The organism is Gulosibacter chungangensis, from assembly GCF_008831155.1.
Taxonomy (GTDB): Bacteria; Actinomycetota; Actinomycetes; order Actinomycetales; family Microbacteriaceae; genus Gulosibacter; species Gulosibacter chungangensis.
Genome location: NZ_WBKB01000003.1, coordinates 208,721 through 234,452, shown reverse-complemented (window position 1 = coordinate 234,452; position 25,732 = coordinate 208,721). Strand labels below are relative to the sequence as shown.

The following is a 25,732-nucleotide window of genomic DNA, read 5'->3' as shown; positions in this document are numbered from 1 at the left end:
TACTGGTAACTGACTCGCAATACGCGCGCCTGCTACCAGGAGACCGGCAGGGGTTTCCCTTCCTCGTAGCCTGCGGCCGACTGGATGCCCACCTTGGCGCGGTCAGCAAACTCAAGCAGGTTCGCGGCGCCCGCGTAGGTGCAGCTGGAACGCACGCCCGTGGTGATGATGTCGATCAGATCATCCACGCTCGGCAGATTCGGGTCCATCAGGATCGTGGAGTTCGAAATACCCTCCGCAAAGAGCATCTTCCGCGCCCGCTCATAGGCGTCGAGTTTGACGAAGCGATCGGTGACGGCGCGGGTGGAGGCCATCCCGAAGGATTCCTTATAGAGGCGACCCTCCGCATCCCGCTTCACCACGCCGGGCGCTTCACAGGTGCCCGCGAACCAGGAGCCGATCATGATCGCGTTGCCACCGGCGGCAAGTGCCAGCGCGACATCGCGCGGGTAGCGCACTCCCCCGTCCGCCCAAACTCCGGCACCGTGGGTGCGGGCGGTCTCGGCGCATTCGAGCACCGCCGAGAACTGCGGGCGCCCCACCGCGGTCATCATGCGCGTGGTGCACATTGCGCCCGGGCCCACCCCGACCTTGACGATATTTGCACCGGCGTGGACGAGGTCACGGGCTCCGGATGCGGAAACCACGTTCCCGGCGACGATCGGTAGGCCGAGGTCTGCTTCCCGGACGGCGGTGATCGCGCGCAGCATGCCTTCCTGGTGACCGTGGGCGGTGTCGATCACGAGCACGTCGGCGCCCGCTTCCTGGAGCATCGTTGCGCGGCCGACCACGTCGCCATTGATACCGACCGCTGCAGCCACGCGCAGCCGGCCCGAAGCGTCAACGTTTGGCCGGTAGATCGTCGAGCGCAGTGCATCGCGCTGCGAGAGTGCACCGACGAGCGCGCCGTTTTTCTCGATCGCAACAAACTTGTCAGGAAACTCTTCCAGGCGATCGAAGGCGGTTCGCGCATCGCTCAATTCCTCAGCCGCCACCATCGGGGCCGCGAGGTGCCCGAGGTCGGCGAGGTTCGCATCCAGCGGCATGGGCGCTAGCCGCGCGGCCTCCAGGATGAGCTTCGTCTCGCCGCCTTCCTGCACCGCGATGGTCTGCCCCGCAACGGCCGGGACCACCTCGAGAACTTCTTCGACCGTGGTGCTGCCGTCGAAGGCGAAGGGCACCGTCCAGATCGGGTGCTGACGCTTCACCCAGCGCACGCCGGCGGTGAGGCTCTCGGCGCTGAGGTCCTGTGGCAGGACCGCGAGCCCGCCCCGTCGAGCCATGGCCGCGGCCATGCGCGGACCGGTCACCGAGTTCATGTTGCTCGCCACGAGTGGGATCTGCATCCCCGTGGCGTCATTGGTTGCGAGATCCACGCTGAGCCGGGAGCCGACCTCCGATCTGGATGGAATAAGGAAGACATCCGAATACGTCAGATCATGCTGTGGCTGTTGTCCGTAGAACTGCATAATCCAACACTATTGCGTGCGAGATGTAAGCCCGTGAAGAACACGACAAACGAGTGCAGCCTTCCGTCATTTGACGGACTATGCTAGTTGTTCGACAGTGCCGACGTTCAAAACTACTAATCGGCCAGCATCGACAAGCAGAAAAGGCGGCGATTCCCTAGTGTCGACCCCCACATCAGGTTTGGAAACCCCAAGCAACATGCCGGACTACGGAGCCAATGATTGGCTCGTAGCGGAAATGTACGCCAAGTTCCAAGAGGACAAGAACAGCGTCGATGAAGCGTGGTGGCCCACGCTCGAACGCTATGACGCGGCGCAGAAGGAGCGCGCCGCAGGTCCCACGGCTCCCACCGCCAAACCTCCTGCTGCCCAGACCAACGGCGCCCACCCCGCGACCGAATCCGGCAAGACCCAAGCTAAGACGACCACTCGCCCAGCTCGTCAGCAGCCGATCCCGGCAGAGGCTCCGACGGTAAAGAAGGAAGCCTCCCCCGAGCGCGAGGCCAAGCTCGAACCGCTCAAGGGCATGTCGAAGGCCATCGCCAAGAACATGGATCTCTCGCTCGAGATCCCCACGGCCACCAGCTACCGCGAGATCCCCGCGAAACTGATGATCGACAACCGCATCGTCATCAACAACCATCTGCGTCGCACCCGCGGTGGCAAGATCTCCTTCACGCACATGCTCGGTTACGCGATCGTGCAGGCGCTCAAGATGTTCCCGAGCCAGAACGTCTACTACGACATCATCGACGGTAAGCCGACGATGGTCACCCCCGCGCACATCAACCTCGGTATCGCGATCGACGTCGCGAACAAGGATGGTTCTCGCGGGCTCGTTGTCCCCAGCATCAAGCAGGCCGAAGACATGAACTTCCGTGAGTTCGTCGACGCCTACGAAGAACTCATCGCGAAGGGTCGCAAGGGCACCCTCACCGCTGCTGACCACGCCGGTTCGACGATCTCGCTGACCAACCCCGGTGGTATCGGTACCGTGCAGTCGGCGCCGCGACTGACCAAGGGTCAGGGCGCCATTATTGGCGCCGGTGCGCTCGACTACCCCTCGGCATTCCAAGGCATGGCGCAGGAGACCATCGACCAGATGGCGATTTCCAAGCGCATGACGGTTTCCTCGACCTACGACCACCGCGTCATCCAGGGCGCAGGATCGGGCGAGTTCCTGAAGCTTGTCTCGGAGCTCCTCACCGGCAGCCACGACTTCTACGAGGAGATCTTCTCCTCGCTGCGCATCCCGTACCGCCCGATTAAGTGGTCGAAGGATGTCCACGTCGACGTCGCGGCCGCGATCAACAAGACCGCTCGCGTGCAGCAGGTCATCAATATGTACCGTGTTCGCGGGCACATGATGGCCGACATCGACCCGCTCGAATACGTACAGCGCACCCACCCCGACCTCGAAATCGAATCGCACGGTCTAACCTTCTGGGACCTCGAACGTGAGTTCGTGACCGCGGGCTTCGGCACCAAGCGGATGATGAAGCTGCGCGACATCCTTGGGATTCTGCGCGACACCTACTGCCGCACCATCGGTATCGAGTACATGCACATTCAGGAGCCGGAGCAGCGCGCCTGGTTCCAGTCCGAGCTCGAACACCCCTATGTTCCCCCGACGCACGAAGAGCAACTGCGCATCCTGCAGAAGCTCAACCAGGCCGAAGCTTTCGAGACCTTCCTGCAGACGAAGTACGTGGGTCAGAAGCGTTTCTCGCTCGAGGGCTCCGAGTCGGTCATTGCGCTGCTCGACCAGATCGCCGCGGATGCGGTGGATGCTGAGCTCAGCGAGGTCGCCATCGGTATGGCCCACCGTGGCCGGTTGAACGTACTCACCAACATCGCCGGGAAGACCTACAACCAAGTCTTCCGTGAGTTCGAAGGTGCCAAGGCTGGCAAGGTCACCGGTACCGGTGACGTGAAGTACCACCTCGGTATCGAAGGTACCTACACCGCGCCCGACGGTCGCGAAATGCCGATCTACCTTGCCGCGAACCCCTCGCACCTCGAGGCAGTTGACGGTGTGCTGGAGGGTATCGTCCGCGGTAAGCAGGACCGCTACGGCGAGCACAACTTCTCGGTGCTGCCGGTACTCGTGCACGGTGACGCGGCCATGTCCGGTCAGGGCGTCGTCTACGAGACGCTGCAGATGTCTCAGCTGCGCGGCTACCGCACCGGTGGCACGATCCACATCATCATCAACAACCAGGTTGGTTTCACCACCACCCCGCAGGACGGCCGTACCTCGATGTATGCCTCCGATGTGGCGAAGGCCATTCAGGCGCCGGTCTTCCACGTGAACGGTGATGACCCCGAGTCAGTTGCCCGCGTCGGCCAGCTCGCCTTCAAGTACCGCCAGGAATTCAACAGCGATGTCGTGATCGACCTCATCTCCTACCGCCGCCGCGGTCACAACGAAGGCGACGACGCGTCAATGACGCAGCCGCTGATGTTTGACCTGATTGAGGCGAAGCGCTCGGTTCGTCGGATCTACGCGGACAACCTCGTTGGCCGTGGCGACATGACCCACGAAGAGTACGAGACCGCGCAGGCAGAATTCCACGCCGAACTCGAGAAGGCCTTCGCCGAGACCCACAATGCCCACACCGAGTCGATTACCGCGACCGAGCTGTCGACCGTGGGTTCGCGCGAATCGCAGATCGCCTCAGTTCCGGAGACCACCGGCATCAGCCGACAGCTCATTGAGGCCATCGGTGACGCGCACCAGAACGTGCCCGAAGGCTTCACCGTCCACAACAAGCTGCAGCGTGTGCTCGACGCCCGCTACAAGATGACCCGCGAGGGCGGCGTGGACTGGGCCTTTGGTGAGCTGATGGCGCTCGGTTCGCTACTGACCGAGGGCACCCCGGTGCGCTTCACCGGTCAGGACTCGCGCCGCGGTACCTTCACGCAGCGCCACGCGCTGCTGCACGACCGCCTCACCGACCAGAACTGGCTGCCGCTGCAGAACATCTCCGATAACCAGGCTCGATTCTCGATCTACGACTCGCTGCTGAGCGAATTCGCGGTGCTCGGCTTCGAATACGGGTACTCGGTCGAGCGCCCCGACGCACTCGTGCTTTGGGAAGCCCAGTTCGGTGACTTCGTCAACGGTGCACAGACCATCATTGACGAGTTCATCTCCTCGGGCGAGCAGAAGTGGGCACAGCACTCGAGCGTGGTGATGCTCCTCCCCCACGGCTATGAAGGCCAGGGCCCCGACCACTCCTCGGGCCGCATCGAACGTTTCCTCACCCTCGCGGCGCAGGACAACATGACGATCGCCCAGCCTTCAACCCCGGCAAACTACTTCCACCTGCTGCGCCGCCAGGCTTACGCCCGTCCGCGCAAGCCGCTGGTGGTCTTCACTCCGAAGTCGATGCTGCGCCTGCGCGGTGCGACTTCGAACGTCGAAGACTTCATGTCGGGCCGGTTCCGCACGGTGCTCGACGACACTCGCATTACCGATCCCGCATCGGTACGCCGTGTCGTGATGCACTCGGGCAAGCTCCACTACGAGCTCAAGCAGCAGCTCGAAAAGCGCGGTGACACCTCGATCGCCCTCGTGCGTCTCGAGCAGTACTACCCGCTGCCCGTGGAAGAGATCCAGGCCGTACTTGCGAAGTACCCCAATGCGGAGCTCGTCTGGGCACAGGAAGAGCCCTCGAACCAGGGTGCCTGGCCGTTCATTCAGGCGCAGCTGGTGCCGAACCTCGACCGCCCCATCCGCGGCGTCACCCGCCCGGAGGCCTCCGCGCCTTCGGTGGGTACGATGAAGGCACACCAGAGCCAGCAGGCCGACCTCATCTCGACCGCAATCAACTAGGTAGCTGCACTTCGGCCCCTCTGGATTTCTTCCGGAGGGGCCGAACTCATTTCCCGAGCGTGAGGCCGAAACGTCGGAAACGAAAAACGCCGGGCTTCCCCAAAGAAGAAGCCCGGCGTATCACGTAAAGCTAGTGGCTCGTCGCGCGCAGTGCGATCCGCACGCGCTCGCGCAGAGTTTCGGGAGCAGCCTCGCTATTGCAGGTGCGCCGCACCACATCGGTTAGCACCGTGTGAATGTGCGCTTCGCTCGAGCAGTCCTGGCAGCTTTCCAGGTGCGCTTCAATCTCGGCCCGGAAGTCTGCGGCAACTTCGTTCCGCAGATAGTCTTCGAGCCCGTTTTTGGCTTTGTCGCAACCGCAGTCGCTCACTGGTCTTCCTCCTTCTTAACACCGATGCCGTATTCGGTCGCGTAGTCCTGCAGCTTTTCGCGCAGTAGCTTGCGGCCACGGTGTAGGCGGCTCATGACCGTGCCCACCGGGGTGTCCATAATTTCTGCAATTTCCTTGTAGGCGAACCCCTGTACGTCGGCGAGCAGCACGACCATGCGGAACTCGTCGGTGAGGGAGGCGAGTGCGTCCTTCACCGCATCCGACGGCAGATTGTCGAAAGCCTCAGCCTCGGCAGAACGTGCCGAAGATTCAGCCGTATACGACTCGGCGCCGCCGAGCTGCCAGTCCTCAAGTTCTTCGAGCGCATTCGGATACGGTTCGCGCTGCGCCTTGCGGTACTGGTTGATGTACAGGTTGGTTTGAATGCGGTAGAGCCAGGCCCGAAGGTTCGTGCCCTGCCGGAATGACCGGAAAGACTGAAAAGCCTTGGTAAAGGTCTCCTGCACCAGGTCCTGCGCATCGGCAGGGTTGCGCGTCATACGCATGGCGTGTCCATACAGCTGGTCAAGCAGCGGCATTGCCTGTTCTTCGAACAGTGCCGCCAGCTCTTCGTCACTGTATTCAGCGTTGCGAGTCTCGGAAGCGTTCATCGTCTTCGAGTCTACGGTGACGCGCTCAAGTATTCCGACTGCCACGTGCCCTCCGTTTCTCCTGCGTTCGCCCGGTAAGGTGTGTAACCGATGGAGATCTTCAATTATTCCGGTCCCGATTTCGATATCTACGGCGATCAGCAGTATGACCCGCTGGTCCTTGACGATGGTCCTTGGCCCGCACCGACGGCTACCGAAGCACTCGATGTCGAGGTCGAGATTCCCGGTTCGAAGTCGATCACGAACCGGGAACTCGTCCTCGCAGCGCTTGCCGAGGAGCCTACGACGCTGCGCCACCCGCTGCATGCCCGCGATACGCAGCTCATGAGCGAGGCGGTCCACCAGCTGGGTGCTCAGATCAGCGAGGTCGAGGAGGGTGCCGGCCGTTACGGACCAAACTTGCAGATCACCCCGGCGGCAGAGCTCGAGGGCGGCGTTTCGATTGACTGCGGCCTCTCCGGCAATGTGATGCGCTTCGTACCGCCGATGGCAGCGCTGGCGCTCGGCCCGGTCACCTTCGACGGTGATAAGGCGGCACACAAGCGTCCGATGTCCGGCACGATTGAGGCCCTGCGCGGGCTCGGTTTGGATGTGAACGATGACAATCGCGGCCGCCTACCGTTCTCGATGTACGGCACCGGCGAGGTCGAAGGCGGCGAACTCGAAATCGACGCGTCTTCCTCAAGCCAGTTCGTGTCGGGCCTGCTGCTCGCCGCCCCTCGGTTCAAGAAGGGCCTAACCCTCAAGCATGTGGGGGACGCGGTCCCCTCGCTCCCGCACATCGAGATGACGCTCGAGTCGCTGCGCAATCGCGGGGTGGATGCACACAGCATTGACGAGCGCACCTGGCGGGTGGAGCCGGGCCCCATTTCGGGCATTGATCTGACGATCGAACCGGACCTGTCGAATGCCGCGCCGTTCCTGCTCGCGACCGTGGTCGCCGGTGGCGAGGTGCGCATCCCGAACTGGCCGCTCGAGACCACCCAGGTCGGTGACTTGCTGCGGGAGATTCTGCCGCAGTTTGGTGCCGAGGTCACGCTCTCTGCGGATGGCCTCCTCACCTGTCGGGTCGAGCGCGGCATCGTGCAGGGTGGCAGTTTCGAGGGCGTCACGATGGACTTTTCGGATGCCGGGGGCGAGCTCGTCCCGAATATCGCCGCGGTGTGCGCATTCGCTTCCTCCGAGTCGAAGCTCACGAGCATCGGTCACCTGCGCGGCCACGAGACCGATCGGGTCACCGCGCTTGCCACCGAACTCACGGCAATCGGTGCCGAAGTGGACGAACTTGACGAGGCGCTGGTGATTCGCCCGGGCGAACTGCACGGCGCCGAGTGGAAGTGCTACGAGGATCACCGCATGGCAACCTCGGGCGCGCTCGTGGGTCTCGCAGTCGAGGGCATCACGCTCGATGACGTCAAGAGCACCTCGAAGACGCTCCCCCAGTTTGTTGAGCTGTGGGAGGGCATGCTCGCCGGTGACACCTCCGCGCCGGTCGAGACCGATCCGACCACGAACGGTTTCCTCACCACCGAGCTCTAACCGGAAAGCTGCCGCCAATGAGCTGGGAACGTACTGACGCTTACGACCAATACGGTCGCTGGTCCGAAGACGATGTGCGGGTGCGCGCGAATCGGAAGGGTTCGCGCCCCCGCACCAAGCAGCGGCCCGATCACGAGGATGCCGTCGACGGCTTCGTGCTCACGGTGGATCGGGGCCGCTACCGCTGCCTCGTCGAAGAGGGCCACAAGAAGCGCGAACGCACCGTGATTGCGACGACCGCCCGCGAGCTTGGCCGCAAGTCGGTCGTCGTCGGCGACCGGGTGGGTCTCGTGGGTGATGTCTCGGGTGACCCCGGTTCGCTCGCGCGCATCGTGAAGGTCGCCGAACGCACGACACTGCTGCGCCGTTCCGCCGATGATTCTGACCGGATCGAGCGCATCATTGTCGCGAACGCCGACCAGCTCTGTGTCGTGGTGGCAGCGGCTCAGCCCGAGCCCCGGCCGCGGCTGATCGACCGCTACCTGGTTGCCGCCTATGACGCCGGTATCGAGCCGATCGTGATGATCACAAAGACCGACCTGGCCTCCTCGGCGCCGATTCGCGAACTGGTCGCATCCCTCGAGGTCCCGGTCTTTGAATCGGCTCTCGGCGAAGAACCCGATCCCGAGTTTCGCAGGATGCTCACCGATCACGTCACCGTGATGGTTGGGCATTCTGGGGTGGGCAAGTCCACGCTCGTGAACGCTTTGGTGCCGAAGGCGGGGCGCGCGACCGGCCACGTCAATGTGGTCACCGGGCGTGGTCGGCACACCTCGTCTTCCTCGATCGCCTTGCGGGTAGAAGATGCATCCGGTTCCGACGGTTGGATCATCGACACCCCCGGGGTGCGTTCCTTTGGCCTGGGGCACGTGGATTCGGATTCGGTGTTCAAGGCCTTCCCTGGCATTGCCGAGGTGGTTGCGGAGTGCCCGCGCGGATGCACGCACCGGGCGGATGCGCCGGATTGCGAGCTCGATGAGGCCGTTGCCGATGGCCGGTTGGATGCGGTGGGCGCGAGCCGCGTCGCCTCGCTTCGGCGGCTCCTCGGGTCAATGGACCCGGAGGACACCGCGGCGCCAGAAGCGGCAGCGGACTAATCGCGCGGTAGTCCCGGCGGGTTCACGAGCGATTCTTCGATCGCTTCATCCTGCAGTGCCCAGCGGTCGATGACCTCCTGGTAGGCGCCACTTTCGATTGCGGAGGCGAGCACGAGCTGTACCGGTTCGATTAGCCCGTTGTCCTTGGCCGTGGCGACACCGATGTTGGCGCTCTCCGGCCAGCCACCGTTGAGGGTGCCGACGACCTGGGTCTCCCCGGTCTGTGCGGCGGCGAAGGCGAGCACCGCGTTGGGTGAGAGGAGCGCATCCACTCGGCCCGAGCTCAGTGCGAGCTGGGCTGCGGCGTTGTCATCAAAGTAGACGAATTCGACCGGGTCGAGTCCGTTGGCGACGTTCTCTTCATCCCACTGCTGCAGGATGGCTTCCTGGTTCGTGCCCGAGCCGACCACGATCTTCAGGCCCGCGACGTCCTTCGCCTCGGTGATGGATTCGATCGGGCTGTCGGCGGTTACCGCGAAGCCGAGCACGTCCTCACGGTAGGTGGCGAAGTCGAAGAGGTCCTTGCGTTCTTCGGTGACGGTGACGTTCGAGATCACCACGTCGTACTTGCCCGACTGCACTCCAAGCGGCCAGTCGGCCCAGGCCACCGATTCGACATTGAGTTCCAGCCCCAGCCCGTCCGCGACAAGTTGCGCGAAGTCAGCTTCGCTACCGATTACGAGGTTCGGGTCGTCTTCGGCGGCGAAGGCGAGGGGCGCGACATAGGAGTTGATCGCGACGGTGAGCTGGCCCTCGTTGATTGGCTCAAAGCCGCTGGCCTCGAGTGCCTCCACAGCTTCGGCGACCTCGTCAATGTGCACTCGCGAGTCGACATTCGTGGAGGTCAGGTCGAAGCCGGAGGGATTCGCGGTTTCGGTGCCCGCGACCGAGGTGGGGTTTGCGCATCCGGTCAGCACGAGGCCCGCGGCAGCCAGCAGTGGCAGCGCTTTCGCGAATGGTTTGGCGAGGGATTTTAGGGTGGTCATAGTGACTGGTTCTCCAAGTGAGTGGTGGTGAAAATTAGAGGAAGCGACGCAGGAATTCGCGCGTGCGCTCGTGGGTTGGGTTGCTGAGCACCTGTTCCGGCGGGCCTTGCTCAACGATTCGTCCGTCCGACATGAATACGACGCGGTCGGCGACTTCGCGGGCGAAGGAGATCTCGTGGGTGACGACGATGAGCGTGCGCCCCTGCTCGGCGAGCTGGCGGATCACCTGCAGCACCTCCCCCACGAGTTCCGGGTCCAGCGCGGACGTGGGCTCGTCGAAGAGCATCACGTCCGGGTCGAGCATGAGCGCGCGGGCGATGGCGACCCGCTGCTGCTGACCTCCCGAAAGTTGTCGCGGATAGCGATCCGCGAGGTGACCGAGGCCGACTCGTTCGAGAAGCTCGAGGGCGCGAGCCTGCGCATCCGCCTTCGTGGCCAGCCGACGTGAGGTGACCGGAATAGTGACGTTTTCAAGCGCGGTGAGGTGCGGGAACAGATTGAACTGTTGGAACACCATGCCGATGCGCAGGCGTCGGTTGAGGATCTCGCGCTCGGGAAGCTCCAACAGCGCATCCCCACGTTCGGCGTACCCGATGAATTCGCCGTCGATCGTGATCTCGCCGGAGTTGATAGTTTCGAGGTAGTTGATCGTGCGCAGCAGCGTGGATTTTCCTGAACCGGACGGCCCGAGGAGCACCACGACTTCGCCTGGTTCGACCGTGAGATCGATGCCGTGCAGCACCTCAACGTCGCCGTAGGACTTATGCACATCGCGGATCTCGACGCGACCGCGGGTAAGAATGTTGGTCATGTCGGGCTCCTATCGGGTTCCGGTGACGGGGCTGGATGCGCTGGCTCGGCTGGCCGGGGCGGATGCGCTGCCTGCGCCAGTGGGCACCGGCACCGGGTTCGGTCGGCGGGCGCCGAACCAGCGTTGGATGCGCTGGAAGGGCGTCGGCGGCAGCTCGCGTTCGTGCCCCTTCGCGTAGTGCCGCTCGATGTAGAACTGCACGATATTGAGGGCGGTGGTGATCACGGCGTACCAGGCCACGGTCACCAGCAGCAGCGGGATCACCATCTGGTTGCGGTTGTAGATGACCTGGGCGGTGTAGAAGAGTTCCGGCAGCGCCACAATGAACACGACCGAGGTGCCCTTGACGAGCCCGATTACCGAGTTGAAGGCGTTCGGGACGATCGAGCGCAGGGCCTGTGGCAGCACGATCCGGAAGAAGCGTGTGGCGCGCGGCAAGCCGAGCGCGCGGGACGCTTCCAGCTGTCCCTGGTCGACGGCCAGCAGTCCGCCGCGGATGATTTCGGCCGAGTAAGCGGCTTCGTGCAGCGAGAGACCAAGGATCGCGGCGGTGAAGGCGGAGATCAGCGTGACGGTGTTGAACTCGTAGAGCCAGAAGTCGGTGGTGAAGGGTGTGCCGAACCCGAGGGTGGGCCAGAGGTACCCAAGGTTGTACCAAACCACGAGCTGCACCACGAGCGGCACGGCGCGGAAGAACCAGATATAGCCGCTGGCGAGGCTCTGCAGGATCGGTGAGTCTGACATCTTCATCACGGCCAGTACCGCGCCGAGCACAAACCCGATCACTGCCGCAATCGCGGTGAGCGCGAGGGTGAGGACCACGCCGTCGACGATGGCTTTTGAAAAGACATACTGCGCGAAGACATCCCAGTGCCAGTTCGGGTTCTTGAACATGGACACCACGAACTGCGCGACGAGGAAGAGCGCGATCGTAGCGAAAATCCAACGCCCATAGTTTCGACGACGGATGATCCGACGAGCCGGCCGCGCATCCTGAGCGACTTTCCCGCTTCCGGGGCCCACTCCACTCTCGCCCGCGCCCGTACCGCGAATGTCTGTGTTCACGCTTGTCGGTTCGAAGTCATGCGTCGCTTGAGCTTCAGCAACTTTCGGCTTCCCGCCGACCAGCTCGTTGAAGTCGACGCCAATCTTTTCGAGTCCGGCAGGCAGCGTCGTACCGTCGGCCTCCGGCACAAGCGCCTTGGTGTACGGATGCACGGTGTAGGCACCCGGAGTGAAGTGGGCGGTGTAGCCATTGCGCTCGTAGAGGCGGTCGGCTTCGGGCTGCCGCGGGCCAGTGGTGAGGAAAACCTTCCGGTAGCCGAGCTCGCGGGCGGCGTCTTCCAGCGCAGCGAGCAGTCGCGAGCCGAGGCCCTCGCCGCGACGTTCAGGGTTGGTCCAGATCTTCTTGAACTCGATGGTGTCGTCATCAAGCCGCTTGCCGGCACCGGCGGCGAGTGCAATCTCGCCGTCGAGCAGCAGCACGAACGTCCCCTGCTGTTCAGCGGTATAGACCTCGAGGTTCGAGTACACCTCGCTGCGGGCGTCGTGACCTTCGATGTCGCTGTAGCGGGTGCTGTATTCGTGAACGAGGTCTTCGAGCACCGGCTGTACGCGGGGGTCGCGCGGATGCACGGTCTCGACTCGCGTCGTCGTGCCAGTTGTCGTGTCGGCGGTAGTCACGGTGCCTCCTTGGACCTGTCGTGTCGGATTCGTCCTGCCTAAGCGGTGAGGCAATTCTTGAACCGACACGAATGGCACCGCCACTGTGTGACGTCACATTCCGTCGAGAAATTACATGCGCCGTCATATACGTAAAATCACGTCAAGTTTCTCGACAACAGCGTCGCTGCGGCGTATGCGCGCGCAACTCATGTGGTGTGGCCCGGGGGTCCCATTGCCGCTATCCGCAACCATGGCCAGTACAACGGCAATGCCTAGCGATAACGGCAATGGGTCCACCACATCCCATTGCCGCTATCCGCAACCATGGCCAGTACAGCGGCAATACTTAGCGACAACGGCAATGGGTTTGCCCACTACTGCTGCGACGTGACACCTTCGAAGTCGAAAATCTCCGTGGTCACTGCTGCCGGCAGTTCATTTGCGTCGGCATCCGGCACGAGTGCCTTCACGTATGGATGCACGGTGAATGCCCCGGGTTCGAAGTGCGGGGTGTAGCCGCAGCGCTGGTAGAGACGGTCGGCTTCGGGCTGGCGGGGACCGGTCATGAGGTAGACCTTTTCGTACCCAAGATCGCGAGAGGTCGCTTCGAGCTTTTCGAGCATCCGGCTCGCGAGCCCTTGGCCGCGTCGTTCGGGATGCGACCAGATCTTTTTGAATTCTGCCGTGGCGTCGTCGAGGCGACGGATGCCGCCGGTCGCGATGACCGTGTCACCATCAAGCAGCGCGACAAATGCGCCGCGGTTTTCGGCCAGGAAGGTGTCGGCGGTGCCGTCGTATACCTCGGCGTGAGCGTCATGTCCCTCAATATCGCCATAACGCTCGTGATAGTCGCGCACGAGCTCGGTGAAGACCGGCTCGAGCCGGGCGTCGTGGGGGTCAAGGATCTCGAATCGCTCGGTCGCAGTGGTAATCGTCGTCAACGGTTCTCCTCGCTGTTGCAGATTGCTATTGCGGTTATAGGTAGTTCGCGGATACCCCGGTTTTCCGAAGCACCTCGACGGTAACGCAAGACCGTTTGTGAGCATTCCGGAGCGTGGGTGATTTTATTGCCGCCTCTCAGGCGATACTGAGGGTATGGCCTATGAACTTCTGCACCCCATTACCGCCGATCTGCGTCTCGCGCGGCAGCTCGCCGATATCGCTGACGAGATTTCGATGGATTACTTCCGTCGGCGTGACCTCGGGGTGTACGTGAAGGAGGACCGCACGCACGTCACCGACGGTGACCGCGCGGTCGAACAGGTGCTGCGGGCGAAGCTCGCCGAGGAGCGCCCGAGCGACTCGGTGTTCGGCGAAGAGTTCGGCACCGAGGGGAAGTCGCGTCGCCAGTGGATCATCGACCCGATCGACGGCACCGCAAACTTCATGCGCGGGGTGCCGATCTGGGCGACGCTGATCGCACTCGTCATCGACGGCCGGCCCGAAGTCGGAGTGGTTTCGGCGCCGGCACTGAACCGCCGCTGGTGGGGCGCGACCGGCCACGGTGCATACCTTGATGACGATCTTGCCGATTCGGACACCGCGACCGACCGCCGCATCCACGTCTCGGGGGTAAACCGTCTGGAAGATGGTCAATTCAGCTACGGATCGATGCAGTATTGGCTGCAGGCCGACCAGCTCGCGCCGATAGTCGAGTTCAACGAGCGGATGTGGCGCTCGCGTGCGATCGGCGACTTCTGGCCATACATGCTCATCGCCGAGGGTTCCTTCGACGTCGCCTGTGAGATCGATCTGCAGCCCTACGACATGGCGGCGCTCGTGCCGATCATCGAAGAGGCCGGCGGGCAGTTCACCTCGATCGATGGCGAGCCCGGCCCATGGCACGGGTCGGCGCTGGCGACCAACGGTGTGCTTCACGAGGAGTCCCTCGCGGTATTCCGCGCCTATTCGACATAGTCGCGTGTTACCCCTTGCAAGAGGCCGCGGGCTACCGGGCCACCCCAGGCGACCGGTACGGCCACATCCTTGCCATTCTGCTCAAAGATTCCTAATGAACACAGCGGCCCGAACAACTGTTTTGTGTGGTCGATTCGTTCGAACGTCTCCGGGTCTATTTCGCTGGTGTCTATCGATGGTGCATGTCGAATCGCTCCATGCGTAGCAGCGATAAGGAACATCACTCTCGCCGAGCCATCTTTGCCGTAGCCGCTGTCGAACCCTTCATCAATACAGAAGTTCGCCACACCCATTTCGACGCCGCCCTCGATCATGCTGTCCATGACCGATGTCGTCCAGGGTTCTCCCGCGTGGAGTCGCTGACCTTGGCGCCCAAGCCGCACGCGAGTCTTCGTCACCTCGATGATCTGCCCGGCCTTGAGCGCATCCCACCAGATCACAAGCTCGGGGATATCAAGCATGGATTTCACGTGCCGCACTCCCCCGGCTTCACCTGCTGGCGGCAGCTTCGCGACACCAACTGCTTCGATGCCGAGCATTCCCGCTACCGTCGCAATGTCGGCGCGACGTAGCACGCCGGTCGACGTCACCGACTGTCCGCGGTCCCCCACCCAATGGATGAACTCGCGCGTGGCCGAATAGAGGCGGGTCCGAGTGAAAGCACTCATACGCTCTTCGTCAGGGAGTGCGTTGGTGTGTTCTTCGGCGTCCTTGGTAAGGGCGCCTAGTTCCATGTCCAAAGTGACTGTGCCGTCGGGTTCGTCATGGATCTGCCCCCACTCAGCTGCAGCCTCAGCCCTCGCCATCTGATAATGCAGCAGCGTGTCTATCGCGAGTTCGATGTCGTCAAGCGGCCCGAACCCCTCCACGAACTCATCGAGATGCTTTGAAAGCATTTCCACATCCGCAGGCTTTTCGATTGGGCGATGGTGTCGCCGCATCGCACTGAAAATAGTCACGAGTGTTTGCAGTACCCCATCGGCCTCGCTGGGCAGGAAGTCCTCGCCGTCAAGCCACTCGCGCAGGCCTCGCAAGAGTGGCTCTCGCTGTACAGCTTCCCAATCAATATCGGCAACGGGCTCAGTTAAAAACGCCGGACCACCACTGTTAACTGGCAGCTCGATCGCGGTGAGTACCTGCCCACCAAGCTCGGCCACACTCACGCCAGCGCCCTTTGCGCGTGCAATCAATGCCCCGGCGACGGCAAGGGCCCCGGCTTCGGTGACCACCAATCCACCGTTGCGGCGGATGAGCTGGTCAAGCGAGCCGGTCGCACGCCCCTTGATCGCGAGCGAGAGCAGGTCGCGGGCGACGTTTCGTGAGGGCTTCGAGAAGAGTTTCGGCACGGTCGCGCGCAAGACGTCTCGTTGGATGCTCTGGTCGGCAAACCATTCGTCCAACAGTCCCAGCGACACACCAATCACGTGGGATGCGGCGGGCCGGACGTCGGTTTCTTCCGGCTGAATCGAGTCGAAGAGGTCGACTGCGGTGTCCGAATCCCCCTCGGCAATTGCGACCGCGATCTCTCGCAGCATTGCCAGTGCCAGATCGCGATGCCTGCCGACCGGAGTGTGGAGGTGCATGTTGTGGCGCTCGACCGCGACCGCCATCGCCGCATTGAGGGTCTCGAGATTGGGTGGATTATCGGGGTCATCGAGGTCGACACCCTCTGCTTTGAGCAGTGGCGCCAATTGTTCTAGGAGCTCCGCAGACATCCCCGGTTGGTGCCGGATGCCTTGGCGTGCCATTTGCTCAGCAAAATCAGGGTCGTCGAAAAAGTCGGCCATGGGTTCAAGCGTAGAACCTCACGCATCCGAATCAGCGCAGTTGTCCACAGTTATTGCGAGATCCGTTCACCGAGTGATCGAAGACACCTTGACCGTGAACCCAACTTAGCCTTCCCCATACAGTTCCGCCATCGCCTCCGGGAAGTGCTCGAGCACCACCCGGCGAATCACCTTCGTTGAGGCCGAGATCTCACCCTCGGCTTCTGAAAACGCGCGGCGCACAATGGTGAACTTCCGGATCGATTCGGCGCGGGAAACCTTCCGGTTCGCGAGGTCAATCGCGGCCTGCAGCGCGTCGCGCACTTCCGGGTTTGACCGGGCTTCTTCGAGTGAGAGCTCCGGCAGCCCGCGGTTGCGCAGCCAGCCCCCGAGCATCCCCTGGTCGAGCGCGATCAGCGCACCGATGAAGGGCTTACCCTCCCCCACGACCATGACTTCGTCGATGAGCGGATGCGATCGCAGCGCGTTTTCGAGGACGGCCGGCTGCACATTCTTGCCGCCCGCCGTCACAATGATTTCCTTGCGCCGCCCCGAAATGTGCAGGTACCCGTCGGCGTCAATGTGACCGAGGTCGCCGGTGTGGAACCAGCCATCGGCATCCAGCGCATCCGCCGTCGCCTCGGGATTGTTGTGGTAGCCGCGGAAGACGCTCGCGCCAGCGATGAGGATTTCACCGTCCTCGGTGATCCGCAGCCGGATGACGGGATACGGCGCCCCGGCGCTGCCAAGTTTGATGAGCCCGGGCCGGTTCACGGTCGCCGGTGCCGTGGTTTCGGTTGCGCCGTAGCCTTCCATGAGCACGATGCCGAGGCCGCGGAAGAAATGCGCGTGCCGGTTCGAGAGTGCGGCTCCGCCCGAAATCGCGAATTGCAGCTGCCCGCCCATGAGGTCAAGGATGCGGCCCAGCACGAGTTTGATCGCCACCACGCGTCGCCAGCGCTGCCAGCCGGTTGGCCCGGATTCGCGGTCGAGGGCAATCGAGTATGCCTGCACGGCGTTGACCGCCCAGCGGAAGAGCCGCTGCTTGGTACCGGTGCCGGCCTTCGCATCCGCCGCGTTATAGACCGTCTCGAACACGCGAGGGACTGCGACGAACCAGGTCGGGCGGAACTCCTGCATGTCGTCGATGAGCTTCTTGGTGTCGGGGGCGTAGCCGACAATCGACGCGGAGGTGAGCCCGAGGAACTGCACGTAACGGCCGTAGGAGTGCGCGAGCGGGAGGAAGAGCAGCACGCGCTTCTGGGTGCCGTCTTCGTCGGGTGTGACGACGTGACCGAGGCCCTTGTCGAGGGTGCCGTTCTTGACGTGTGCGAGCAGATTTGCGTGCGTCAGTTCCACGCCTTTGGGGCGGCCGGTGGTGCCGGAGGTGTAGCTCAGGGTCGCAAGATCCGAGCTTCGCACGGCGGCTGCACGCTCCGCGATGGTCGCATCCTCGATGCCCGCGTTCTGCCCGTCGCGGGTGAGGTCTTCGAGGGCGCCGTCGTCGATCACCGGCAGGTGCTCGAGTGGGGTGGAATCTACCAGCGGCGCGACCACTGCTCGCATCTCGGCGTCTTCAACGAAGATGGTGCGGATATTCGCGTCGGTGACCATCCACTGGACCTGGTCTTCCGAAGAGGTCTGGTAGATCGGCACGACCACGCCGCCGAGCGAGAGCACCGCGAGGTCGAGCACGGTCCATTCGTAGCGGGTGCGACACATGATGCCGACGGTGTCACCCGCCGCAAGACCGCGCGCGGCGAGGCCCTTCGCTGCCGCCCTGACGTCTTCGTCGAGCTTGCGCACCGTGATCGGCGTGAATGCTCCGCCGTCGATGCGTCGTTCGGCGAAGATCGAGTCGGGGTTTGCCGCCAGCCGGTCCTGCAGGAGGGTGTTCAGTGACATTTCCTCGGTGAGGTCAAAGTTCGAGGGTGCGCTTGCTTCTGGCAGGTTTTCGGGCATTCCACCAGAATACGGAACATGGAAGATAAGTCGAGAACGCTACACCTCGGGGTGATGCCCACCGGTTCCGGAGCGATTGGTGACGAACGGGCCTGGCTGAACCCAGCCGAACCCGCCGATGCCTCGGTGAATGCATCCTGGTACCAAGAGGTCTCGGCGATCGCCGAAGCGGGCCTGTTCGATTTTGTCTTTCTTTCTGACTCGGTGTTCGCGAACCTCGCCGGCGCCCCGCACTCGATTACCCGCATGGAGCCGCTCGCGCTACTGTCTTACCTCGCGGCGGGTACGCGCAATATCGGCCTGGTCGGCACCGTGTCGACGACCTACCAGCACCCCTATAACCTGGCCCGCAGCATGATGACGCTCGATCACATCTCAGGCGGCCGTGCCGGCTGGCACGTCGTCACTTCCGTCGGCGAGCAGGCCGCGCGCAATTTCGGGATGCCGGAGCAGCAAGCTCACGAAACCCGCTACGCTCGCGCGGCAGAATCGGTGCAGGTCGTGCAGGCGCTCTGGCGCAGTTTCGATGAGGATGCATTCCCTCGCGACCGCTCGACCGGCCAGTTTCTCGACCCGCACGCCGTCCACAAGGTGGCGCATCACGGGGAGTTTTTCGATGTGGAGGGTCCGCTCAATATTGGCCGCTCTTTGCAGGGTGAGCCGGTCATCTTCCAGGCGGGCTATTCGGCACCGGGAGTGCGGCTCGGTGCGGAAACCGCGGATGTCATCTTCAGCCTGCCGATAGACACGCAAGCCGCGCTCGCGCACCGTGCGCGCGTCACCGAGGCGGCCCGCAGCCACCGGCCAAAGCACCTTTCCGACCCACTATTTATGGCGGGGATCGTCGCGATCACCGGTGCCACGGAGACAGAAGCTCAGGATCGGTACGAGGAGTTTTTGCGGCTCCACGACCGCGATCGAGAACTCATCGCCCGGGTGCTTCGAGCCGTCGAACGTGACGCAGGCAAAGACCCGGTCACTTCCCCACAGCTCACGGAACTCGTCACCGCCGAGGACGTCAAACGGGCACACAAAAACGAGGGCAGCTGGCTCTCGACCGACCTGCAGCACAGTCTCGAAGTGGGTCATCGTTTCAACGAGGCCATCGAGCGGATCGCGGAACGCTACCGACTCATTCTCGTCGGCACCCCGGAACAGCTCGCGGACACCTTCGAGGAGTGGTTCCGCTCAGGAGCTGCCGACGGGTTCATCCTGCAGGTGAGCGATCGCAAACTCTTCCGGGATTTCGTCGAGCTGGTGGTGCCGGAGCTTCAGCGGCGGGGCCTTTTCCGCGAGAGCTATCCCGAGCGGGCCACCTTGCGCGGCCTGCTCGGGATCTCGAGCGCAACTCCGGCGGACTAACGCTCGCGCGCAGCTACCTCGACCAGTGCTCGGTCGCGAGGGATGCGTTCCCGAGCTTCCGCAGCAACATGTCGTCCGGGGTTGGGTGCAGTCGCGCGCAGAGCACATCGCGCAGGTGCCGCTCGAGCGGTGCCTGCGCACTGATGCCGTGGCTACCCGCGGCCTGCACCGCCAGTTCCACCGCGCGGACCGAGGCGCGCGTGCAGTGCAGCTTCACCGAGGCGATGAGCGGGTCGCTCGGGTCCACCCCGCGATCGATCCGGCCGGATCCTTCATAGAGGATGGTCTCGGAAATCTGCAGGTGCGCAGTGACCTCGCCCACCGCATCCTGCAGTCGCTCAACCGTAGCGAGTGGAGCGCCGAGCGAGGCGGGCACCCGGTCATGCAGGAAACGCACGAGCTCGTCGCGCGCGGACCGCGCGACTCCGAGATAGATCGCGCTCAAGCCGATCATGAATGTCGCCTCGATGAGGGCTCGATTGGGTGCGAGTTCCGCGTCCAGCGGCACGAAGTTGCCGAGCGGTACTTCCACACCCGAGTAATTCACGTTGTGGGTGATGGATGCGCGCATCCCCACGGCATCCCAGGCGTTGGTGTGCGAGATGCCCGCGCTGCCGCCGGGCACGATCACCCGACCGATCTGGCCGGTATCTTCTTCTGAGACGAGCAACAGGTGGTAGTCGAGGATGCTCGCGCCGGTGACAAAGGCTTTGTGGCCGTCGACGATCCAGCCGTTCTCGCTGCGACGAACGGTGGTGGCGAGTTTGCCGCCGCGGGCGAATGACCCGAGGCGTGGCTCGTCGCGGGCCGCGTTGAGGAGCACCGGGCGGGTGGCAGACTCGCGCAGGACCTGTTCGTACACTCGCATCGAGCTCGACCGGGCGATTCACAGCGCGCAGTTGCTCGAGTCTTCGGCGTTCGAGAAGACCATCGTGGTCAATGCCTCGTTCGCGCTCGACCCGTTCGTACTCGGCGCAACCATCGCGCAGCACACGAGCACCCTTCAGACCATCATCGCGTTGCGGCCAACCACGATCGAACCCATCGCAGCCGCGAAGGCCTACGCCACCATCGATCAGATCGCCGGCGGCCGCACCCAAGCGCACCTCATTGCGGGGCGGGATCAGGACACCGCGCGCGAAGGCGATCTGTCGTCGAAGGATGCGCGTTATCGCCGCATGGGCGAGTTCATCGAGGTGATGCGCCGCGCCTGGACAGCGGAAGAGAACTTCGATCACGAGGGCGAGTTCTACCGGCTGTGCGACTACTCTCCCCGCGTCAAGGCAGCTTCAGGCGACGCCATCCCTGTCTCAGTGGGCGGCTCTTCGGAGGCCGCCTATCGGATTGGTGTCGAGCACGCCGATACCTTCGGTCTCTTCGCCGAGCCCTTCGCGGATATCCAAGAGCAGTTGACCCGGCTGGATGCACTTGCCACCTCGGTAGGTCGCACCGAGCCGCTCGACCTAATGCTCGATGTCCGCCTCATCATCGCGCCCACCGATGACCTCGCGTGGGAGAAGGCACACCGCATCCTGAATGTGACCGTGGCTCACCGAGCCGGTGGCCGAAGCGGCGGAGCGGTCGAAAAGTCCGCCGACGTCTCCGATGCCGCCGCTTCGCAGCGCATCCTGCGAATCGGTGAACGAGAAGAACTCCACGACAGGGTGCTGTGGACCAGGCTCGCCCAGGCCACCGGCGCGTTCGGCTCTTCGGCGGTACTCGTCGGGAGCTACGAGAGAGTCGCCCAGGCACTGGCCCAGTATTACCGGATGGGCTTCACCACCCTCTCGCTTCGCGGCTACGAGGGCATTACCGACGTTGTGGAACAGGGGCAGTACCTTCTCCCCCGCGTGCGGGAATTGACGGCTGGGGCAAGCGCCTCGGTTTAGCTCGGCCAGAATTCGGGCAGCAAGGAAGACCTTCAGGTGTTCTACGAGCTGATGCGTGCGAGCCAGCTCAACCCGCCAATGAATCTCATTTCGCAGGCCGAGATCCCGGAGGCTAATGAGAAGCTTCGTAAGGGTGGGGGTGTTGGGCGATTCATCGCGCATCAGGACGCGTAGTTAGCGCCGCCCGCGGGCGCAAGTGCGTTACCAATTACTACTCCTAAGCAACTAGCCTCTCTGCTACGGCTCCATCCGTGTCGCGGAAACGGTCCACCCGCGATGCTAACTTCCATAGTGGCATTCAGCCCCACGAGCGAGGGTCGTTGCGGCTTAGGTCGTTCTGGCGGTTTGACTCAAGCCGGCAAGTCGCTCGTTGCACAACCTCCAGATAGAAGTCACGTACAGTGGATCCCTCGGAATAGCGGTCGGCGATCACGTTAGCACCGTCACAGAGAGCAATCTCATTCGGATCATCTACCCCAATAGTGCGTGAGCGCATCCCAAACTGCGCCGAGCCATGAAGGCCTAAGAAAACTTGGATGCGCAAATCCGATTCCAGTTCGCCTGCGACTTCGAGCACGTCCGCCACGAATTCAGGTTCACGTATAACAAAATCTTGAGGTGCATCGTTCAGGAGATTACGTGCAAGACGAATCCTGTTTTCCTCACGCGACCTGATTAGGTTGAAGATCACTGACCGAAACTGAGCGTCGAAATCGTTGGCCATCGATTCAAGGATCTGTTCCCCGAAAAAGTGCCGCTCCCACGAGTCGTCGGCAAGGATCCATTCGATAAGCACGTCGATCAGTGCCGGGCGACGGCTATTCGACGCGAAACCCAGGTCCATCGACTTGATATCCGGAAACGGCTCATACTCGCGACCTTCGGAGGTTCGACGTTCGACGCGCCTTTGTAAGAACCGGACCGCTCCATAGGGATCCACAGAGAGTTGCTTCTTCAACACTCGGCCCAGCTCGTATGCAGGAAGTCGCGGGGTGGCTTCGAGACGCTTGAGTAGCCGACTTCGTTCCGCCGGAGAGAGCGATAACCAAGGGGCACCCTGCCCGTCAAGAGCCCCCAGCGCCTCCTCGGCGATGATCGGTTCGAATTCAATAGGAACCGCGTTCAACATTTCAAGGATGAGTGCTCGATCCCCCGCCTCGAACCATCGCGCCGCAGACAGCAGAATGGTGTGCACGTCGGAATAGTTAGTGGCCAGTAGTGCGCGAACGACATTCGTCCTGGCCTCATTAAAAGCTCCAGGGGCATTGATAACTGCGGATGCGACAACCTTCGCAGGTTCGGACCCAGAGTCAATCATATCGAGTGCTGCTTGCTCTGCATTTGTGTCACCCCTCCCAAGGAGTACGAGTAATGCAGCACGAATCAGAGCCTGGTCAACTGTCTCTGACGGAGGGCTGTTTACGACAATACGAGCAGCATCGGGTGACTTCTGAAAGAACCTCGTAAGTAGCCGGTCGGGTAAGAAATGTTCGTCGCTTGCTGTGCGTTCTTCCTTGATGATTTCTTGGAGACGTTGCACGAGCCCGTCCGACGTGTACCGAGTTGTCCATCGCTCGACGAGTTCCTCCGTGACTCGTTCCGACTTCTCTCGTGCCTGATGGTAGCGCCCCGCCGCATCATCGTCGGTATCGTCGGTATCGTAGTCGTCGCCCGAAGCCCAACCGGCACGTACTAACCGGATGAATAAGAGGTCATCGTCGATATGCAGCCTCCTACGAGTATCACGTACGAGCTCTTTCCGCTCGCCGACACCATATTTAGCGTGCCAGCCCAGGGCCCGGTACGCAGACAAGCGCAGCCCGGCGGACTGATCCGGTGCGCCGAGTAATCTGCTAAGGATGCCTACGACTACCGCGAACTCGTCCGTCACTGGTTCGTTCCGATCGCCCGATCGCAGGGCTTCCTCAAAGATCGCAATGGCAGCGCGGGCCGTCCAAGTATCACGGGCGAGGGCTTCCTCGGCGATGGCGATCGCAGAAGACCGTACGTCGGCAACGGCTTCAAGACTGACCGGCATGCGCGCGATCGTGATACTGATTCCTTTGGGTTCAGTAATTGTGACCTCATCAGCCAGGGCAGGGCTAAGCAGCGACAAGATCTGATCGCGGTGTCCGGGGTACTCATCGGCACGGAAGATATCGCCAACGACTTCGACGTAACGTTTAGTGAAGGCGACGGGGCGGCGCGGGTGGAACTCACCAAGTTCGCGTGCAAGTCGGAGAGCGTGCTCGGGGTTCGAGTTTTCGCCACGGTCATCCCGAAGGCCAATATCGAGCAGGCTATGCAATGCCCTCGGAAGGTAATCGGTCCGGTGTCCGGCGTTTGCTATGAGCGGCGCGAGCGAACGAGCAACGTCGTCACTGGTGACTTTCCTCTCCTCTCCCCATATGCCGCTCAGCTCATCGTCCTCATCGGGAGCTGGGTTCGCACGAAGTGTATCCGCGAAATCGAGGGCACGATCCGGATAGATCGCGGCGACTGCGGCAACCCGCCTACTGATGTTGATGCGAGCCGAGTTCGGAAGGTCTCGGGTATGTTCCACTAATGAGTGCCATAAAACGTCAGCAAGGTTCGAATCTCCATCCGCACGTCGGTGCCAATCGACAATGCTGACGTTATTGATGGCATGAGTCAGGGCAGACCCGCCAGCGTGGTCAGCAATTAGTCGGGCAAAATGCTTGTCAAGACCGGATTGCGAGACCAGTGCACGCTCCAGCGTCGCGTCTCCGAGGAGGTCAGGTACGACCCGTGCAGTTTTCCCCCGCCGGAGCACAAGACCAAGGTCCTCCAATTCATCGAGGATCTCAAGGAGGTCGGCATGCGATTGCCCGCTGGCTGCAACAAGGCACTGGATGAAATCACCATCTTCTAACGGCGCTGGCTGGATCGCCGCCAGCGCTTGCAGAACGGCAGTTCGAGCGTCGGCGTTAGCCCCGCTCAATACGAGGTCTGTGAATCGAGCGAGGATTTCGCGTCGGAGGACAGTTTGCGAAGCAAGGTCGGAGTCATCGAGCGTACCGGAGCGCACCAAGTGGGATCCAGTGACGATGAGAAAGGGGCAGTCATACCCGATCCGTGCGAGCGACTCGACACGCCAGTCCGTCGCATGGTCGCCGAGGGCATCGCGAGCCAGCGACTCGGCGTCTTCAATTGAGAGATCACCGACGCTGACTGTGACGTCATCGGCGAGTGCTTCCGGCAGGTCAAGGGAAGCGCGAAGCTTAGGCACGGCTCGCGGGCGTGCCGCGAGAACTAGGGTCGCGTCTGGGCGAGCGCGACGAACACCTTCGACCAGCGCCGCGACGTCGTATTCCGCGTCCGTGGCATCGTCCACCACTATGACCGGCGCACCCTCGGGAAGTAGCTCGAAAGCACTCGGGGCAATACGGCCCCTAGCAACGAAACGAACGGCCCGACCAATGTCAGCGCTGGCGAACTCGCGAAGCAGGCGGCTCTTACCGATGCCGCCGCGGCCTATGACGAACGCAACTTCGCGATGATCGGCTGCGAGGGCAGTTAACTTCCGGAGCTCATCGGTGCGGCCAACCAGAGCGAAGTTTCTATCGACGCCGAGCCGACCGGCGAGTGCGGTGTCATATCGGTCCGGTTCAAGCCACGGGCTGGGCTCAGAAATGCCAAGAAAAGACTCGCGCAGCTCGGGAAAGTAGCTCTCGATCAGTGCGAGCTTTTCGGCCACCTGAAGCCCACGGACGAAGCCGGATAGCGTCTCGCCATCCCAGAGTTTCCAACCCGGATATTTAGTCAGTTCAAGTCGAGTGGCTGGTGTCGCAGATCGGCGGCTCAAGGCGATGACCCCGGAGCTAAGTTGAGCATCGGGGAGCACTTCCTCGATCGCCTTCTTCACATCACTCGGGCCGAAGGTCCGGTGGCGCTTGCACTGGACGCCAATACGCTCGTCTTCTCCATCAACGTAGACGTCGACGCCAAATTGCTTAAAACCGGAAGATCCGTTGCGCACAGCTGTACGTCTGGGGTGTCGCATCTGGAGTAGATCGCGGCAGAACGCCTCGAACGCCTCCGGTGATAGGTTCTCGAACGGCAGGTTGAGCAGCCTACTCTGGCTCGGCGTATCTCGCGCTTGCTCGTAACGGCCCGCGTCCAGCACATCGTCGAGGCACAGGTCAAGAATTGAACACAGCACTTTCAGGACACTTCGGCGAGGGCGAGAGATTCCGCGCTCCCATCCACTCACAGCCTGCTGACCAACTCCCATGCGCGCGGCGAGTTCGGCCTGGTCCATCCGGGCGGCTTCCCTCGCCAACCGAATGAGAGCTCCCAACGTCGTATAAGCCACGTTTCAACAGTACACGCACTTAATACGTACCCCGCGTGCATGAGGCGCTACATTCTCCACAAGTGTTGGGAGTGTGTTGGCCACACCATAAGTCAGGTCCTCGCCTCCGCTAAG

General features: G+C 62.6%; 18 protein-coding genes. 7 read left to right on the top strand and 11 right to left on the bottom strand.

Annotation, left to right across the window (positions count from 1 at the left end):
- Window positions 1-32 precede the first annotated feature (32 nt).
- Window positions 33-1,469, bottom strand: coding sequence for a GMP reductase (gene guaB1, locus F8O05_RS06620; protein ID WP_158051969.1), 1,437 nt, complete (start codon window positions 1,467-1,469; stop codon window positions 33-35).
- 160 nt (window positions 1,470-1,629) lie between these two features.
- Between guaB1 and F8O05_RS06615 the strand changes: the two genes are divergently transcribed.
- The gene (locus tag F8O05_RS06615; protein WP_225735781.1) at window positions 1,630-5,307 is read left to right on the top strand and encodes a multifunctional oxoglutarate decarboxylase/oxoglutarate dehydrogenase thiamine pyrophosphate-binding subunit/dihydrolipoyllysine-residue succinyltransferase subunit; all 3,678 of its coding nucleotides are present in this window, start codon (window positions 1,630-1,632) and stop codon (window positions 5,305-5,307) included.
- Between the two features lie 130 nt (window positions 5,308-5,437).
- On the opposite strand, the gene F8O05_RS06610 is transcribed toward F8O05_RS06615, so the two are convergent.
- Window positions 5,438-5,677 carry a zf-HC2 domain-containing protein gene (locus F8O05_RS06610; protein ID WP_158051968.1) on the bottom strand — a complete coding sequence of 80 codons (240 nt, stop codon included), beginning with the start codon at window positions 5,675-5,677 and terminating at the stop codon, window positions 5,438-5,440.
- Window positions 5,674-6,288, bottom strand: a complete 615-nt coding sequence (locus F8O05_RS06605) for a sigma-70 family RNA polymerase sigma factor (protein WP_158052092.1) — start codon at window positions 6,286-6,288, stop codon at window positions 5,674-5,676. Before F8O05_RS06605 ends, F8O05_RS06610 begins: the two co-directional genes overlap by 4 nt.
- Before the next feature lie 90 nt (window positions 6,289-6,378).
- Between F8O05_RS06605 and aroA the strand changes: the two genes are divergently transcribed.
- Together aroA and rsgA are read left to right on the top strand one after the other, a co-directional pair.
- Window positions 6,379-7,827 (top strand): 3-phosphoshikimate 1-carboxyvinyltransferase, encoded by a 1,449-nt coding sequence (gene aroA / locus F8O05_RS06600; RefSeq protein ID WP_158051967.1) that lies wholly within the window; start codon window positions 6,379-6,381, stop codon window positions 7,825-7,827.
- A gap of 17 nt (window positions 7,828-7,844) precedes the next feature.
- The gene (rsgA, locus tag F8O05_RS06595; RefSeq protein WP_158051966.1) at window positions 7,845-8,924 is read left to right on the top strand and encodes a ribosome small subunit-dependent GTPase A; all 1,080 of its coding nucleotides are present in this window, start codon (window positions 7,845-7,847) and stop codon (window positions 8,922-8,924) included.
- Here the strand turns inward: rsgA and F8O05_RS06590 are convergent.
- The 4 genes from F8O05_RS06590 to F8O05_RS06575 form a co-directional block, all read right to left on the bottom strand.
- On the bottom strand, window positions 8,921-9,910 hold the full coding sequence (locus F8O05_RS06590; RefSeq protein WP_158051965.1) for an ABC transporter substrate-binding protein: 990 nt from the start codon (window positions 9,908-9,910) through the stop codon (window positions 8,921-8,923). The two genes, rsgA and F8O05_RS06590, sit on opposite strands and share 4 nt — an antisense overlap.
- A gap of 34 nt (window positions 9,911-9,944) precedes the next feature.
- Window positions 9,945-10,721: an amino acid ABC transporter ATP-binding protein gene (locus tag F8O05_RS06585; protein ID WP_158051964.1), complete on the bottom strand. Its 777-nt coding sequence runs from the start codon at window positions 10,719-10,721 to the stop codon at window positions 9,945-9,947.
- Between the two features lie 9 nt (window positions 10,722-10,730).
- Window positions 10,731-12,404, bottom strand: coding sequence for an ABC transporter permease subunit (locus tag F8O05_RS06580; RefSeq protein WP_192497066.1), 1,674 nt, complete (start codon window positions 12,402-12,404; stop codon window positions 10,731-10,733).
- A 356-nt stretch (window positions 12,405-12,760) separates the two neighbouring features.
- A complete protein-coding gene (locus F8O05_RS06575; protein WP_192497065.1) occupies window positions 12,761-13,327 on the bottom strand; it encodes a GNAT family N-acetyltransferase in 567 nt (188 codons plus the stop codon).
- Between the two features lie 154 nt (window positions 13,328-13,481).
- Here F8O05_RS06575 and F8O05_RS06570 point away from each other — a divergent pair, with 154 nt between their 5' ends.
- Entirely contained in the window at window positions 13,482-14,303 is an 822-nt protein-coding gene (locus tag F8O05_RS06570) for an inositol monophosphatase family protein (protein ID WP_158051961.1), read from the top strand.
- Here the strand turns inward: F8O05_RS06570 and F8O05_RS06565 are convergent.
- Both F8O05_RS06565 and F8O05_RS06560 read right to left on the bottom strand, forming a co-directional pair.
- A complete protein-coding gene (locus F8O05_RS06565) occupies window positions 14,291-16,090 on the bottom strand; it encodes a hypothetical protein (RefSeq protein ID WP_158051960.1) in 1,800 nt (599 codons plus the stop codon). The genes F8O05_RS06570 and F8O05_RS06565 overlap by 13 nt on opposite strands.
- Window positions 16,091-16,195: 105 nt before the next feature.
- The gene (locus F8O05_RS06560; RefSeq protein WP_158051959.1) at window positions 16,196-18,031 is read right to left on the bottom strand and encodes an AMP-dependent synthetase/ligase; all 1,836 of its coding nucleotides are present in this window, start codon (window positions 18,029-18,031) and stop codon (window positions 16,196-16,198) included.
- Between the two features lie 18 nt (window positions 18,032-18,049).
- On the opposite strand from F8O05_RS06560, the gene F8O05_RS06555 reads away from it, so the two are divergent.
- Window positions 18,050-19,393: an NtaA/DmoA family FMN-dependent monooxygenase gene (locus F8O05_RS06555; RefSeq protein WP_158051958.1), complete on the top strand. Its 1,344-nt coding sequence runs from the start codon at window positions 18,050-18,052 to the stop codon at window positions 19,391-19,393.
- 13 nt (window positions 19,394-19,406) lie between these two features.
- On the opposite strand, the gene F8O05_RS06550 is transcribed toward F8O05_RS06555, so the two are convergent.
- Window positions 19,407-20,255 carry an acyl-CoA dehydrogenase family protein gene (locus F8O05_RS06550; protein WP_192497064.1) on the bottom strand — a complete coding sequence of 283 codons (849 nt, stop codon included), beginning with the start codon at window positions 20,253-20,255 and terminating at the stop codon, window positions 19,407-19,409.
- Here F8O05_RS06550 and F8O05_RS06545 point away from each other — a divergent pair.
- Together F8O05_RS06545 and F8O05_RS14760 are read left to right on the top strand one after the other, a co-directional pair.
- Window positions 20,224-21,282, top strand: coding sequence for an LLM class flavin-dependent oxidoreductase (locus F8O05_RS06545; protein ID WP_192497063.1), 1,059 nt, complete (start codon window positions 20,224-20,226; stop codon window positions 21,280-21,282). The genes F8O05_RS06550 and F8O05_RS06545 overlap by 32 nt on opposite strands.
- A gap of 36 nt (window positions 21,283-21,318) precedes the next feature.
- Complete coding sequence (locus F8O05_RS14760; RefSeq protein ID WP_192497062.1) at window positions 21,319-21,456, top strand: hypothetical protein; 138 nt, start codon at window positions 21,319-21,321, stop codon at window positions 21,454-21,456.
- Between the two features lie 124 nt (window positions 21,457-21,580).
- Here the strand turns inward: F8O05_RS14760 and F8O05_RS06540 are convergent, their stop codons facing one another.
- Window positions 21,581-25,618: a helix-turn-helix domain-containing protein gene (locus tag F8O05_RS06540; protein ID WP_158051955.1), complete on the bottom strand. Its 4,038-nt coding sequence runs from the start codon at window positions 25,616-25,618 to the stop codon at window positions 21,581-21,583.
- Window positions 25,619-25,732 lie beyond the last annotated feature (114 nt).